11 protein-coding genes are annotated in these 15260 nt (G+C 43.1%); 5 read left to right on the top strand and 6 right to left on the bottom strand.

Annotated elements, in window-relative coordinates; all coding sequences use genetic code 11:
* Nucleotides 1-4: 4 nt before the first annotated feature.
* Both AWH66_RS15255 and AWH66_RS15250 read right to left on the bottom strand, forming a co-directional pair.
* A complete protein-coding gene (locus AWH66_RS15255) occupies nucleotides 5-967 on the bottom strand; it encodes an AAA family ATPase (RefSeq protein WP_063606184.1) in 963 nt (320 codons plus the stop codon).
* Between the two features lie 61 nt (nucleotides 968-1028).
* On the bottom strand, nucleotides 1029-2606 hold the full coding sequence (locus AWH66_RS15250; RefSeq protein ID WP_063606183.1) for an arylsulfatase: 1578 nt from the start codon (nucleotides 2604-2606) through the stop codon (nucleotides 1029-1031).
* Between the two features lie 270 nt (nucleotides 2607-2876).
* Between AWH66_RS15250 and AWH66_RS15245 the strand changes: the two genes are divergently transcribed.
* Nucleotides 2877-3827, top strand: coding sequence for an HAD family hydrolase (locus AWH66_RS15245; protein ID WP_063606182.1), 951 nt, complete (start codon nucleotides 2877-2879; stop codon nucleotides 3825-3827).
* A 659-nt stretch (nucleotides 3828-4486) separates the two neighbouring features.
* On the opposite strand, the gene AWH66_RS15240 is transcribed toward AWH66_RS15245, so the two are convergent.
* Together AWH66_RS15240 and AWH66_RS15230 are read right to left on the bottom strand one after the other, a co-directional pair.
* Nucleotides 4487-5119, bottom strand: coding sequence for a hypothetical protein (locus AWH66_RS15240; RefSeq protein WP_063606181.1), 633 nt, complete (start codon nucleotides 5117-5119; stop codon nucleotides 4487-4489).
* 372 nt (nucleotides 5120-5491) lie between these two features.
* The gene (locus tag AWH66_RS15230; protein WP_063606179.1) at nucleotides 5492-6562 is read right to left on the bottom strand and encodes an HlyD family secretion protein; all 1071 of its coding nucleotides are present in this window, start codon (nucleotides 6560-6562) and stop codon (nucleotides 5492-5494) included.
* A gap of 133 nt (nucleotides 6563-6695) precedes the next feature.
* Here AWH66_RS15230 and AWH66_RS15225 point away from each other — a divergent pair, with 133 nt between their 5' ends.
* On the top strand, nucleotides 6696-7583 hold the full coding sequence (locus tag AWH66_RS15225; protein ID WP_240495627.1) for a LysR family transcriptional regulator: 888 nt from the start codon (nucleotides 6696-6698) through the stop codon (nucleotides 7581-7583).
* Nucleotides 7584-7602: 19 nt separating this feature from the next.
* On the opposite strand, the gene AWH66_RS15220 is transcribed toward AWH66_RS15225, so the two are convergent.
* Both AWH66_RS15220 and AWH66_RS15215 read right to left on the bottom strand, forming a co-directional pair.
* A complete protein-coding gene (locus AWH66_RS15220) occupies nucleotides 7603-8205 on the bottom strand; it encodes a response regulator transcription factor (protein WP_063606178.1) in 603 nt (200 codons plus the stop codon).
* A gap of 16 nt (nucleotides 8206-8221) precedes the next feature.
* Complete coding sequence (locus AWH66_RS15215) at nucleotides 8222-10057, bottom strand: sensor histidine kinase (RefSeq protein WP_063606177.1); 1836 nt, start codon at nucleotides 10055-10057, stop codon at nucleotides 8222-8224.
* 170 nt (nucleotides 10058-10227) lie between these two features.
* On the opposite strand from AWH66_RS15215, the gene dsrO reads away from it, so the two are divergent.
* Genes dsrO through AWH66_RS15200 form a run of 3 tightly spaced genes read left to right on the top strand, consistent with a single transcriptional unit; the run spans nucleotide 10228 to nucleotide 15199 of the window.
* On the top strand, nucleotides 10228-10995 hold the full coding sequence (gene dsrO, locus AWH66_RS15210) for a sulfate reduction electron transfer complex DsrMKJOP subunit DsrO (RefSeq protein ID WP_063606176.1): 768 nt from the start codon (nucleotides 10228-10230) through the stop codon (nucleotides 10993-10995).
* Nucleotides 10992-12089, top strand: coding sequence for an NrfD/PsrC family molybdoenzyme membrane anchor subunit (nrfD, locus tag AWH66_RS15205; RefSeq protein WP_063606175.1), 1098 nt, complete (start codon nucleotides 10992-10994; stop codon nucleotides 12087-12089). Before dsrO ends, nrfD begins: the two co-directional genes overlap by 4 nt.
* A 17-nt stretch (nucleotides 12090-12106) precedes the next feature.
* A complete protein-coding gene (locus AWH66_RS15200; RefSeq protein ID WP_063606174.1) occupies nucleotides 12107-15199 on the top strand; it encodes a tetrathionate reductase subunit A in 3093 nt (1030 codons plus the stop codon).
* The last annotated feature ends 61 nt before the right edge of the window (nucleotides 15200-15260 follow it).

Raw genomic sequence — 15260 nt, 5'->3', positions numbered from 1 at the left:
TTAATCACCGTAACGAAACCCATTGCGTAAGCTCTTTAATGACCTCTTTGGACGTAATGCCGTCAGCAATAGCATCATAGGTCAGTATGAGTCGATGCCCTAAAACGGAATCAATTACCGACAACACATCGTCTGGCTCAACATAATCCCGTCCTTCAAGAAGCGCTTTAACACGAGCGGCCTTATCTAATGCAATAGAGCCTCGAGGACTAATACCAATGTCTATCCATTTCGATAATGAAGAATCTGGGAACAGCGTCAAGTCGCGTGTTGCGTTGATCAAATCAACAATATAGTGCTCAATGGACTCAGAGGTCCGAATGGAGGTTAACTGATGACGAGCACTGTATATCAGCTCTGGCGAGACTTTTGATGGGGCTGTTGTTTGATTTTCTTCACCCTTGACCAATTGTAAAATCTTCAGCTCATTTTCAGGTGTGGGATAATCGACAACGACTTTCATCAAAAACCGATCTAATTGAGCCTCTGGAAGTGGATAAGTCCCTTCCTGCTCGACGGGATTTTGCGTGGCCAGTACCAAAAAAATATCGGGAAGTGAATGAGAGGTTCCGTTAATGGTGACTTGCCTTTCTTCCATAGCCTCTAGAAGCGCAGACTGCACTTTAGGAGGTGCTCTGTTGATTTCATCGGCCAGAAGAATGTTGGTAAACACGGGCCCTGAGTTAAAAGTCATCTGGTTATCACTACTGAGCGTCTCGTACCCTACTACATCAGAAGGCATGAGGTCGGGAGTGAACTGAATTCGATTTAAATCGACGGATAAACTCTCTGCTAAAGAACGCACGGAGCGCGTTTTAGCCGTGCCAGGCATGCCTTCCAGTAATATGTGCCCATTCGCAATAAGACCAATTAACATGGACTCAACAACGTGTTGTTGTCCAATAATCTGCTTACCAAGGGAGTGAGATAGGGATTGTAGTTCTGATGCAATGCTTTTCGTGTCCATACGCTACCAATTAACTTAATCAATGATGCTCCTTGAGGTACAAGGAGCATCGAGTTAGGCTCTATTTGTCTTTGTTCTCACCCATAGCTTCAAGCTTATAGGCATTGTCTTTCAAGTCTTTAAGTGACCATGAGCCTGGTTTTTGCGAGGCAGGGAACTCCTTAAATGTCATCACATACTCTTGCATGTGGGCCATCATGGAATACATGAATGGAATTTGATTCACCCACCAGTCGCCATAGGTGGTCGAATCGTAAGAGGCTCGTTCAAACGGATCCATTTTCAAATCTACTGGCATCGGTGTACGAAGCCAGGTGAACGGTTCAGCCCATAGTTCGAGGCCATTTCTATAGCCCCTCTGCTCAGCAAATGTCCATTTCAGGGACATTTCTTGGTCACCCGCTGTCACGTCATTGCGAACCGCGACTGGCTCTGCTTCTGACGTATGATAGATAAACCATTTTCGTGGTGATTCATCCACTTTACCTTGCAAATATGGAAGCACGTTATAGCCGTCTAGGTGGACTTTAAACTCTTTGTTGTTGGCCTTATAACCCCCTTTTAAGAGTTTGTCTTTAATATCTGGTTCACCTGCTGCGGCAAGAAGCGTTGGCATCCAATCAAGGTGTGCCACCATACCATCTAACACTTTACCGCCTTTAATGCCTCCATCAGTCCAGCGGATCATAAATGGAACTCGGTATGCACCTTCATATTGCGTCTCTTTTTCTGCTCGGTATGGCGAAATACCACCATCAGGCCAAGTATTGGTTTGAGGGCCATTGTCCGTGCCATAGATAACAATGGTGTTATCTGCTATCCCTTTTTTATCAAGATAATCAAGAAGGGTAGCGACATGATTTGAGTGTTCGACCATACCATCGTTATAAAAGCCTCTTCCTGAAAGGCCCTTTGACTCAGGTTTGATATGTGTGCGGAAGTGCATTTTCGCTGCATTCCACCAAACGAAGAACGGCTTACCATCGGCTTGCGCTTTATCCATGAACTTCATCGCACGTTCAGTGATATCATCATCGATGGTTTGAATACGTTTGACCGTTAATGGCCCCGTATCAACAACCTTGCCATCTGCGGTCGCATGAAGTACCCCACGTGGCCCAAATTTCTTTTTAAATTCAGCGGATTTAGGGTAGTTCGGGTACTCAGGCTCTTCCATCGCATTTAAGTGATAAAGAAAACCATAGAACTCATCGAAACCATGCTTATTAGGCAACATGTGGTCTTGGTCACCTAAATGGTTTTTACCAAATTGACCCGTTGCATAACCGTGGTTTTTTAGCGCTTCCGCGATAGTAATGTCATCGTCTGTCTGACCTTGAGGAAAGCCAGGCATTCCTACTTTTGTCATCCCTGTCCGAAGACCGCTTTGCCCTGTAATAAAGGAGGAGCGTCCTGCCGTACAAGACTGCTCACCATAGTAATCCGTAAACTTTATTCCCTCATTTGCAATACGATCAATACCATCGGTGGTGTACCCCATTTGACCACCACTGTATGCACTGACATTCCAAAGACCAATATCATCCCCCCACATTACAAGAATGTTGGGCTTTTCAGCGGCATGTGCTGCTCCCAACATACTGGTAGCAAGGAGACCTGCCAAAATAACTCTCTTCATAGATAAACTCCATTTCAGCTAATAGAACCAGTTTAAGAGTAATTTCTTAATCACCAGTTAACTGAAACCTAGGACATGAAGTTGATAATTGCTAGAAAAAAGCTCAAGACAAAGACACTCATTCTGACTTCAAGTTCGTCTAAAGAGAATACGCATTAATTTCGATATGAACTTGCAAATTCAGTCATACTGTACAATATTTCCACTTGGTTAAGTGATTAAGGGGAATTGGTTTTGAAATTAATAAAAATAATATTAAGCCTTCTGTCTATGATTATAATTTCAATCCCTTTAGCACAGGCTGAGCAATCCTTAGCTAATTGGAATGATACCGCTCTTAAGCAACATATTATGGATTTTGTTGCCGATACAGTCGATGAATCCAGTGCTCAGTATAGACCACCGGAAGAGCGTATCGCGGTCTTTGATAATGACGGTACTCTTTGGAACGAAAAGCCTACTTACATTCATTTTCAAGCAGTCTTTCATACCTTAGGCGAGCAGCTTAAAAGAGATAAAAGTCTCGCGACAAGGCAGCCCTGGGCAACGATTGCAAGTGGTAAACCAGACCTTTCTCATTACGGTCAGTTATTTGATATAGAGAGTTTTGGCTTAGATAGCATCGTCGAACAATTGCTTGGTGTTCCCTATTCCGGGATGACGAGCAGTGCCTTCACGAAACACAACGAGCAGTTTCTAAAAACATGGAAACACTCTAAATATGATGTGGGATATCAAGATTTAACTTACGCACCAATGAAGGAGCTGATAGATTACTTACATCAAAACCAGTTCAAAGTATTTATATTCACTGCAGATGAAGTTGATTTCTTGAGGCCGCTTAGCCAACAACTTTACGGTATTCCACCAGAAAGAGTATTTGGGACTTCTATTAAACACGACTTAACCTTTGAAAATGGAATTGGCGTATTAACTCGCTCTGCGCAGCCACTTTGGATTAATAACTGGGCACATAAATCTGAACTCATCCAGCATACATTTGGTGAGTTAGTCCCAATAATTGCTGTTGGCAATTCGAACGGAGACCAACAAATGCTTCATTATACCGCTAGCCATGGCGGCTTATCTTTGTGGCTACATCATGACGACCCAGAACGTGAAGATAAATACGACAAGCACACAGATGAATTGCAGAAACTAACAAGCAAAGGAATAATAAAGCCGATTAATATGAGTACAGAATGGAAAATAGTATTTTGATTAAGGTTAAGCACTCCTGTAATAGCTATTACACTTATTTTATATTTACATAGCGTTCATTAACCCCGGTTGTCATTTAGAGCAACTGGGGGCAGTAACGGACTCTTTATAACGTCATGTATGCTTTAAATCTTTGCCATTTCCCAACGGGCTTTTCTCGCATAAACTGTTCTTTTAATACATCTTTTAAAACTCGTTCATCACTCGAAGCATCGAGGAGTAACATAAAAGATTTATCACTTGCTCTCGAATAGCAACTATTAATCAAGTGGCATTCTGTCCTAAAAACAATCGTATTAACCTTAGTATTAGGTTCACTACTAACAGGAATGCAATTGTTTTCATAAACAGAGTGGCTTAGTGTATGTGGTGAATGGTATGCAAATAAATTTTCGGAACGATTAGATTTGAATATACTCCCATTACCATTTTCTGCGAAGAAAGTTTCCATATATATGACATGGCATCAATCACAAAAGAAAGATAAAGGTCATGAGTGGCTTCGTGAAACGATTAAAACTATATTTAAGAGCATTGGATAGTACTCTATGACTGTATTCACATTGAATGTTTGAACTAGCACACTTTGACACTTAGTTAAAACATCATATTGATACTGTTATCCTTCTACAAAATACCTGATCTGTAGTGCAATGTGTTTACATACGCTTGAACCACGATAGACACCATGGCAGCAGCACAATCATGAGTGTACCCAACCCCCAAATAACGCCCATATTCGCAGCTCGTCGAATAAATGGACCAATATCGAATCCAGTTGAATGAGTGTAAAGCGTAAACGGTGTCAGCGTAGCTGCCAGGAGTCCAATTTCAAAGTTTGGTATTTTCTTAGAGACTTTCTCCGAACTATGAGCAAAGTAAAATACAACAATAGAGAAGCCAAATATCACTAGCGATAGCATCAGTATATTTTGGCCATGACCGGCCACAAGCATATGTAATACTAGCGCAATGAAACAGCCGGATACCTGCAGCGGTAAGATACTTTTTAGGCCTTTTATGATCGAAGCATAATCTGGTCTACAAACAATACTTATGATCACTGAAAGGCAGAATATGGCCTTGCCAACTTCAATCGATAGAAAGTAAACCAAGGATAGAGATATGATGATGGTGGATATCACATTCAGAGTCTTAGAACGCTTGGCGACTTTTTGATTTTGTTTAGATGACATTTGGTTAGTTGAAGTCGGCAAAATCCAAAAAATAGCTTTTGCTAGTAGTAGCATCATGAACGCGACATGTAGAAGTTGGTAAAAATACAACTCCATCGAAACTCCATATGTTGTATTGATAACCCCATAACAATATAAAAATAACGGCGCCGTTGAAAATGATGCAAGTTTCTCAATTCGCAAATAACTATATATAACGAAAATCGAGATTACTATTAAAGCCCACTGGTTATGATCGAGTATCGTCGCGGCCAAGGATCCTGAAATAAAATAAATGCTAACTAAAGATATGAACACTAATGATTTATTCAAGCTAAACTTATCTCGTAAGATCAAAGCTGGACCTAAAAAAACACTAAATACTGGCATTCCTAAATGCAACATATCTGTGATAACAATCGATAGAGTAAAAAACAGTGCACTTCTTATCATTGGTGCTTTTATGTTAAACATAGGATATATCTTTCATTAGTATAGGTAACGAAACAATGCAATAATATGCATCGTCATATATGAAAACGAATTCCAGTATTTGCTATCGTCACGAACTACCATTACTGTTGCTCGAGAACCTGAAATTAGACTGCTATCAACATCTGGCATATTTAGAGTAGAGCGAACGTATTGGCTTTTGCGTACCCATCTATCTCCCTGAGCTACCGTAGCGGTCTCTCCTAACTTTTGATCGCCAATCCCAGTTACAGTTATCGCTTGGTCTATGCTTGTTACTTGTGTCTTGAATATTCTGCCGGGTATAGCATCAAACACAACCAAGCAATCCGCATTGGGTAAAAGATCTAAACCTTTTTCGTTAAAATCAGCGACGAGCTGTCTCTGTGATTGAGAGGTTATGACGATTTGCGGTGAGCTCTTTGATACAAAATGACCTTTTACGAGCTGCATATTGGTGATTACTCCGTCAAATGGAGCATGTACTGTAGCTTTATTAAGGTTTTTCCTAGCTTTTTCTAATATAGCTTTCCCTAACATCAGCCCACCGTTTCCACCTTGTTCTGAGCCAAGCTTAACGTGGTTAATCTGTAACTTGATTTTAAGTTGTTCTATTTCTCTTATTTCATCAACGTACGCTGTGTAAGCATTATCATATTGTTGCTGGTTAATAGCTTTATTACGTAAAAGGGTTTTCATCCTGACATAGTGCTGTTTTTTATTACTGGAAATTTCTGTTTTTTGCTTTATTTCGCTTTCAATCAAACCCATTTCAAGTTCAATCTTCTTAAAGTTCTGTTCTAGAATAATCAAATTTGCATAAGCAGTATCGTACTTAGATTGAAGTTCATCAGTTTCAATTTTAAAAAGAGGGTCACCTTTCTTAACAAATTGACCATTTTTTACGTATATGTGCTCTACCACACCGTCAATATCAGTAGATATTTTCGATATATCACTTACCACGTAACTATCCGTAGTAAATGGAGAGTACAAGTCACTAAGAATCATGCTAACAGCAGAGATTACCAATAGAACAATGGCAGCTAAAGTTAGAGGTTTCGAAAGATTATGGAGAGTTAAATTCATCTTAGAATGTCCTTCATTCGGTACTATTAACGTCAATACCTAGAAAGAGCAAACTACAATCAGATACTGTGTATTGATTTCATATTATCTACATATAGACTTATGGTTAAATGGCTCAAAATCAGGAACAGTTTTGCACAGAAACAATAATCGCTTTGACTTAAATACACTTGTCATCTTTCGGCGTGTAGTAGACCTAAACTCGTTGTCTAAAACCGCTGAAGAGCTAGGAATCAATGCCTCTACCGTAAGCCGTAAGATATCAGAAATAGAAGCATACTACGGCGTCAAACTCCTCATACGTTCAACACGAGCACTTGACCTAACTGAGGAGGGAAAAGCACTCTACCGCTACTGTCAAAATGTGGACGATGTGTTAAGTCGTTCAGAAGATGAAATAATGCACCACCAACTTGAGCCCACAGGCATTTTGAAAGTTGTTGTACCTGTTGACCTTGGTAACCTCCTACTTCAAGACGCCCTCGTGAGTTTTTCCCGAAAGTACCCTAAAGTTTTGCTCGATCTTGATTTTTCTAATCGGCAAGTCGATATGCTTGAAGAAGGCATCGACATTTGGTTTTGTATTGGAGAAGTAAGTAATAAGAGCTTGATTTCAAGTGAGTTATTATCATATAAACGATACCTTATGGCATCAAAGACATATCTTTCAGAATATGGCGACATTAGCTCTATTGCTGACCTAAAAGCACCTCATAGACAGCTCAAATCTAAAAATCCATTCATTTATCAAGAGTCAGATAAGTCAGTACTTAAACAGCTACCTGTGGTATTGACAGTCAATAGCGGCTATACCATTTTCAAAGCTTGTGCTTCAGGCCTAGGACTAGCTTTCATCATGCCTAACCTAGTAGAAAAATACGATACCGATCAAACGCTAGTGCCTGTCCTTCCAAACGAAATCTATCAGCAATCGTCTGTTAACATGGTATACAAAGAGCGAAAACTAAAGCCAATGCGCGTTGAATACTTCCTAGCTCACATGAAGAGTTACTTTCTTTAATGAGGTAAAATTACTTCGATTAACTGTTTTTGGTCAAACCATAAATAAACGCCAACTCAGCCACCGTTTTTGCTCTGAATTTTCTCAATAAACTAGCTCTATGAACTTCCACCGTCCGCATAGCGATACAAAGTTCATCAGCAATACGAATGTTGCGATTTCCGGCTATGATTAAGCGCAGAATATCTTTTTCTCGAGGTGTTAACGACGCATACGCGTTTTTTGCTTCCATTGTACCTAGTTTGGCAGATGACTGCGCCAATCCCTGGATTATCGCTTGAGCTAACTCTGCACCTTTTACTGGCTTTTGGAAGAAGTTGACGGCTCCAGACTGTAAGGCATCTACAGCCATTGGGACATCACCATGTCCCGTCAGATAAATAACCGCGAGTGGACTGTGTGCTTCTGTCAGGATTTGATGTACTTGTTGGCCGCGAAGCTTTGGCATACGACTATCTAAAATCACACAACCCGCTTGTTGGATATCAGCGCTATTTAAAAAAGTCACACCATCAGGAAAGCTGGTTACATTAAAGTCGTGCTCTTCAAGCATAAACGCCAATGAATCTCTGACAGATTCGTCATCATCAACGACGTATACAGGCAGTTGGTTATCACACAATTTATACACTCCTTGGCTACTCGTCGGTGAGCATAGTGTCTGCTGGTAGATGGTATGGCAAAGTAATCATGACTAAACAGCCATGCGGCTGCGTTGATTGTATTTGTAACTCTCCGTTGTGCATCTCCACAACATCGCGGCATATTGCCAAGCCTAACCCTAGGCCATCTTTTTTACTGCTTATAAAAGCTTGCGTCGGGTTATCTTGCTCCAAACCCGTGCCGTTGTCTGCGATTCGAATAGATAACATTTGAAATTGATACTCAGTATGAAGAGCTATCGTTCCTTTATAGTCACGTTGTTTTTCAGCAAGCTTTGAGCAGGCCTCAATAGCATTGTTGATCACGTTAACAAGTACTTGTTGTATACCCACCGCGTCAACATTGACGAGTCGTTGTTGCCCTTCTGTACTCCGAACCGTCTCAATACCATTTTTGTCTAATCGATATTTAAGTAGCTCGATGCTATCGCCTAATAACTGTTCAACATCACATTCTGTCTTCGCGATGGTACGTTTCTTTATGAGATCTCTTAGTCGACTGATAATTGCATCGGCGCGCTCAACTTGGTCTTGGATTTTTTCCAACACTGGCACAATGTCTTCTGGAGGACGCTTTTTGGCAAGACGCAGCAAGCCACCTTCACTGTAGTTTCGAATCGCAGCTAATGGTTGGTTAATTTCATGTGCCAAACTACTGCCTAATTCACCAATAATCGCAACTCTCTGTGTATGTTCTAACATCTCACTTTTTTCTTTGAGACGCAGCAATGTCTGCTCTAAGTCGTGTTTACTCTTGCTAAAGCGATATTCAAGCCAAAAGTGATACGCGTTCAATACAATCACGAACAAAAACAGTGTCCATGCCCATTCTTGATGCAACCTTAACCAACGAATAGCTTCCTTCCACCAAGGTTGCTGGAGCGGATGTAAATCCATGGCCTGAAACAGTTTATCAATGGAGAGTAAACTAACCGGAGAGGTCCAGCCTGACGCTTTTGAAGCAATCGCTGCCAGGCTGTCAGCAGGCATAGCAAGCAAAGCTCGACTGATTTCTTTGGCGAGTTGGGATGAGCCACGTTCCGTTTTTGCAAACGACCAGTTCGGATACAGAGGTGTAGAAACAGCACATGATGAATGCGTTTGTTCAAGAGGGTTCAGCACACGCAACAACCCTTTATCTATCAATCCTTCCTTCTCCATTTGCTCCAACAAACACGCTGGTACAACCGCCGCTTCTACCGCCTTATCACGAAGCTGATATAGGTTGGCATCAATTGGAAACCCCAAGTAGCGCACATCGGAGAAGAAACTATTAGGATCGCCTCCATCGGTTAGAACTTGGTATCGCATCGTTAGATATCCGCCAAAAGCATCTTTAGAGACAGCAGCGATAGATAAACCTGCAACGTCACTTGGTGTCTTATATAGAGAGGCAGACCGAACAACCAAAGCCGAACCAATGCCGTAGTTTGAGCGTTCGGGTGCTTGATTTACTATCGTCGCTATCCACGATAATGGGTACTGACGTCCTAATTGAACTGCTTGTCCTGGATTCGTTAAAACGAAATCCATACGCTGTTCTCTAACCGATTGCGCCATTCCATCAAGATCTAACGGATGCAGCACAAAATGCACCGCAGGGATCTGTTGATTTAACCAATCAATAGTCGGCTGCCAACGTTGCTGAGCATATAAATGTCCTCTGATAGCTAAGACCCCTACATCCACTTGTGCCTTAGTTGTTGAATCTATCTTCGTCCCTTGGTCTTGCTGCCCTGCATAGGCAAATCCAGTTATCGTGCCAACGATAACCATCAATAAACGAACCCAACGTAGCGTGCTTCTCACCATGAATTGTTTTTAATCCTTAAGATTTAGAGCACCAGAATAGCAGCAATAGAGGCACTTCGGCATTTGTCTTAGATCAACTTTGAGCGTGGTATGTGGAAATCCACTATATCGACAGCGAGTAACAATTCTGACAATACCAACAGGCTTTCATTAATCTTAGCAGGTGAGTTATGGATTCCACCAAACGTCGCTTTCTCAGCGCCATTACAGCTGGCGCTGCACTCATCCCTGTTGCAGGCGTTGGTACAGCTACCGCCAGTACAGTTATAAGGAACAATCAGGAACCCGACCGAAAAGGCCTAACTGGAAAACGATTTGCCATGGTTGTCGATCTTCGCAAATGCGTAGGGTGCCAAGCATGCACAGTCGGTTGCAGTATCGAAAATCAAGCTCCAATTGGTCAGTTCCGAACCACGGTAAAACAGTATGAAGTCACTTTGGATGACGGTTCAACCGCTACCAAAGAAGTGAAATCATTCATGCTGCCGCGCCTTTGCAACCATTGCGATAACCCGCCTTGCGTAGCAGTTTGCCCAGTTCAAGCTACTTTTCAACGTGAAGATGGCATCGTCATGGTTGATAACAGTCGTTGTGTTGCCTGTGCTTACTGCGTACAAGCGTGTCCGTACGACGCCCGTTTTATCAATGAAGACACTTTGACCGCAGATAAATGTACATTCTGTGCGCATAGACTGGAGCAAGGCTTACTACCCGCCTGTGTCGAGACCTGTGTTGGAGGTGCACGTGTCATTGGTGACCTGAATGACCCCCACAGCGAAGTTCGACGCTTAATGAGCGAGCATAGTGATGATATTAAGGTGTTAAAACCGGAAGAAGGAACCGATCCTCACGTGTTTTATATCGGCATGCATGAGCGTTTTACTCAGCACATTGATGGTCAGCCAGCTATTTACGACCCACAAGGAGAGCAAGTATGAACATTACTGAAGTTCTAGTTCAACCTCAGGCTATCGCATGGCTCCCGTGGGCGGTACAGTACTTTTTTTACATTGGTTCAGCCTATGCCGCAGCTATTTTGTTTTTGATTGCTCTCACGTTTCAATCTCACACTAGCCATCATCTGCGCGCTGCTTTAGCACTGACCTTGGCCATCGGTGCGATTGTTGGCCCACTTGCCTTAACTGGAGATTTACATCAACCAGGTAGAGCTTGGCAGTTTTACGCACACTTCACACCTTGGTCTTGGATGTCTTTAGGTTCGATTTTTCTACCTCTATTTTCGTTATTGGCGATAGCGACTGCTTGGCTTTATCTTCGAAATGACCTGATGGCGCTGCAACATCAGAACAATAAACTGCTTCGACTCTTTGCTAAGTTATCACTAGGTCAATGGACCACCAGCCGTAAACTAATGATGAGCGCAGCCATTACCACCGTGATTTCTGGTTTGACAATTGCACTCTATACCGGTGCAGAGATTGCCGTTGTTCAGTCTCGTCCATTATGGAATCAACCTGCCTCACCACTCATTTGGTTCGTCACAGCTTTCTCAGCAGCAATTGGCTTCACTCTGCTAATTCTGCTCCTTATTCCCTCAAAACCGAAAGCACTGTCATTGGGAGATACCCGTCTAGTGAAACAGACTATGATATTGAGTAGCGTATTAGCCCTCATATTAATCCCTCTTTGGGCATCGAATAATTCCGCGTTTTCACTTTATGCCAACTCGCAGTGGGTTAATAAAATTGCACTGCTTACCGTACTGCTTGTAGCCAACATACTGTTGTCACTGTTCTACCTACGCGACAACAAAACACATTTTTTCTATTTGTTTATCGTGTCCTTTATCTGCCTTGCCAGCGCATGGAGTGTTCGCTGGGTCACCATGATGGAAGTACAAACCATCGCGAAATTTGATGTTGGTCCTTACCCTTATCACCTTCCTGTGGGCAGCAATGGCTTGCTCGGCATTGTGGGTATGTTTGGCCTATGGATTGCTCTTGCTTTACTTTGCTCTGAGCTTGTTCAGCCTAAACATAACATCAACTCCACTACCCTAAACCAACACTGATTTAAGAGGATTTCATTATGGATAACAAACGTCGTCAGTTTCTGAAATCTGGCCTAGCTGTCGGTGGTCTCGGTGCTTTTTCAGCTGGCTATTCAACTACTACTAAGCATATGGTCGATGGAGTCGTTGAAGGCACTGCAGGACAGAAAACCCGTAATATTCACCATGGAAACTCACTCGAACCTGAATACAAAGTGACCCCAACGGGCGACCTAATACCAAACCCGAACCAGCGTGTGGCACCTTCTATGTGTTTTGGATGTTGGACCTTATGTGGTTTACGTGTACGTATCGACAATCGCAATGACGAAATACTGCGTATTGCAGGTAACCCATACCATCCACTCTCTCACCAACAGCATATTCCATTCAATACGCCTGTTAAGGATGCTTATCTAGGCATGGCAGGCGAACCTGGCCTCGAAGGGCGCTCTACAGCTTGTGCTCGCGGCAACGGCATGATGGAGATTCGCAATAGTCCCTATCGAATTACCCAACCATTGAAACGTGTGGGCAAGCGAGGTGATGGGAAATGGCAACCCATCAGTTATGAGCAATTGATTCAAGAAGTCGTACACGGCGGAGACTTATTCGGTGAGGGGCATGTTGAAGGACTCAAAGATATTCGAGATCTTGTGACTCCTGTCGATGCAGATAACCCAGAATATGGACCTAAAGCCAATCAACTTTTGATGACCAACGCCGGTAATGAAGGTAGAGATGACATCTTTAAACGATTTGCCTTCAACAGTTTTGGAACCAGAAACTTCGGCCATCACGGTTCATATTGCGGTTATGCGTTCCGAGCAGGCAGCGGTGCATTTATGAATGACCTAGACAAATTTGCCCATCTTAAACCTGACTTCGACAACGCTGAGTACATCATTTTCATCGGCATGTCTCCCGCTCAAGCTGGTAATCCGTTCAAACGTCAAGCACGTCAACTTGCTAAAGCACGAACAGAAGGCAAGCTTACCTACACCATAGTAACTCCGAGCTTGCCAGCAGGCTCTTCTAGTCTCGCAGCAGCCGATACCAACCATTGGCTACCTATCAAACCAGGGGCAGATTCCGCATTAGTGCTAGGAATGATTCAATGGATCATCAAAAACAAGCGCTACAATGAGACTTTCCTAAGCCAACCTGGTGTGAATGCCATGCAACACGCGGGTACCGCACATTGGTGTAATGCTACGCACTTGGTGATTAGTGACGAGAGTCATCCGCGCTATGGCACCTTTTTACGCGCCTCCGATTTAAACCAACCATTCGAAGGTGAAGCACTATCTGACAACGACCCTTATGTGATTATTGATGCGCAATCTGGGCAATTTGGCTTAAATACTCAAACGGGCTCAGCGGAGTTGTTTGTTGACCAAACCGTCGAGCTATCTTCAGGCAAAGTCCGAGTTAAATCGTCTCTGCAGCGATTAAAAGAAGAAGCTTTTAAACATGATTTAAACTTCTACAGCAAACAGTGTGAAGTCCCCGTTAAAGAAATCACTGCTTTGGCTAAGAAATTCACAAGCTATGGCACTAAGGCGGTGGTCGATACACACGGCGGCAACATGCACACCAACGGATTCTATAACGCGTTTACCATAATGATGCTCAATGCGCTCATCGGTAATATCAACATGAAAGGAGGCGCAATGGCGAAAGCCGGCGGCTATCCTACATCTGCTGCTGGCCCACGTTATGACTTTACGAAGTTCCCTGGCAAAACTGCACCGAAAGGCGTTTTCTTGTCACGCAGCAAATTTCCATATGAAAACACCAATGAGTACAAACGTCGTGTTGCAGCTGGAGAATCCCCATACCCTACGCGAGCACCGTGGTATCCGTTTGCAGCACCTTTACTGACTGAGCACTTATCCGCGGCCATTGATGGTTACCCGTATCGTATTAAGGCATGGATTAACCATATGGCAAACCCTATTTACGGTGTACCAGGACTAAAGACATTATTAGAGGACAAACTAAGAGATCCGAAGCAACTCGGATTAATCGTCTCTGTCGATGCTTTTATCAACGAAACCACGGCATTATCTGATTACATCGTACCTGATACTGTCACCTACGAAAGTTGGGGGATGGCAACACCTTGGCATGATGTTCCAGTAAAAACTGTAACTGCACGTTGGCCTATCGTCGAAGCTCGAACAGAAAAATCTGCCGACGGTCGCTCTATCTGTTTAGAAAACTTCTTAATCGATGTCGCTAAAGAAATGGAATTGGGAGGTTTCGGTGAAAAAGCAATTCGAGATACCAATGGTCAATGGCATGGGATCCATTCTGCGGACGACTATTATTTGCGCTCAGCCGCTAACCTAGCTTATGTGAAAGGTGGAGTACCTGACGTCAATGCAGAAGACATCGCCTGGTCAGGCTTAGAACGACTGCTACCAAGTATGCAAAAGACATTAACACCAGAGGAAGTGAGTCGCGTCGCTTACATTTTCGCTCGAGGAGGACGATTTGAAAATGCTACCGAGGCTTATAAAGGCGAACAGATGAAGCACAAGTGGTCTCGTCCGGTTGCTGTTTGGAACGAGCGTGTGGGCAGCTCAAGAAACACGATGACTGGCGAATACTATAGTGGCTGCCCTACATGGCACCCGCAGAAGCTAGCAGATGGAACACCATTAGAAGATCGCTATCCAAAAGACAAATGGCCATTTAGCCTGACAAACTTCAAATCCAATATTCATAGTGCCGTCTCCAACCTGTCACCAAGGTTAAACTCAATTAAAGGTATCAATCCGGTCTATATCCATCCAGATGACGCCAGCAACGCAGGAATTAAGACAGGTGATAAGTTTATCATCGAAACGCCAGGAGCGAGCACCAGCGCCCTTGCGATGGTTGTGCCAGGAATCCTTCAAGGCGCACTTGGATTCGAGCATGGTTTTGGGCATACGGAATTAGGACAACGAGCTCACTGGATCGGTGACAAGCAGCAACCTATCAAAAGTCGTCAAATGGATGGAGTAAATATTAATGACATCGGCTTAATCGACCCTACCCGAGAGGGTAAAGGCGTCATGCTGGATTGGGTTGTTGGCGCTGCTGCTCGCCAATCATTACCCGCGAAGATTCGCAAAGCTTAATCTACCTCTACTAATTCTTCAGGGCTTCTTTCAATTTTGTAAGAAGCCTTTTTTGTTATCT

It is taken from the genome of Vibrio barjaei (assembly GCF_001639065.2).
GTDB classification, from domain to species: Bacteria; Pseudomonadota; Gammaproteobacteria; order Enterobacterales; family Vibrionaceae; genus Vibrio; species Vibrio barjaei.
Note: the sequence above shows the minus strand (reverse complement) of the source record. Positions and strands in the feature narration are given on the sequence as shown.

Bases quoted from the DNA above. Each gene is read 5' to 3' on its own strand.
- AWH66_RS15255 (WP_063606184.1), bottom strand. From the start codon at position 967: ATGGACACGAAAAGCATTGCATCAGAACTACAATCCCTATCTCACTCC.
- AWH66_RS15250 (WP_063606183.1), bottom strand. From the start codon at position 2,606: ATGAAGAGAGTTATTTTGGCAGGTCTCCTTGCTACCAGTATGTTGGGA.
- AWH66_RS15245 (WP_063606182.1), top strand. From the start codon at position 2,877: ATGATTATAATTTCAATCCCTTTAGCACAGGCTGAGCAATCCTTAGCT.
- AWH66_RS15240 (WP_063606181.1), bottom strand. From the start codon at position 5,119: ATGGAGTTGTATTTTTACCAACTTCTACATGTCGCGTTCATGATGCTA.
- AWH66_RS15230 (WP_063606179.1), bottom strand. From the start codon at position 6,562: ATGAATTTAACTCTCCATAATCTTTCGAAACCTCTAACTTTAGCTGCC.
- AWH66_RS15215 (WP_063606177.1), bottom strand. From the start codon at position 10,057: ATGGTGAGAAGCACGCTACGTTGGGTTCGTTTATTGATGGTTATCGTT.
- dsrO (WP_063606176.1), top strand. From the start codon at position 10,228: ATGGATTCCACCAAACGTCGCTTTCTCAGCGCCATTACAGCTGGCGCT.
- nrfD (WP_063606175.1), top strand. From the start codon at position 10,992: ATGAACATTACTGAAGTTCTAGTTCAACCTCAGGCTATCGCATGGCTC.
- AWH66_RS15200 (WP_063606174.1), top strand. From the start codon at position 12,107: ATGGATAACAAACGTCGTCAGTTTCTGAAATCTGGCCTAGCTGTCGGT.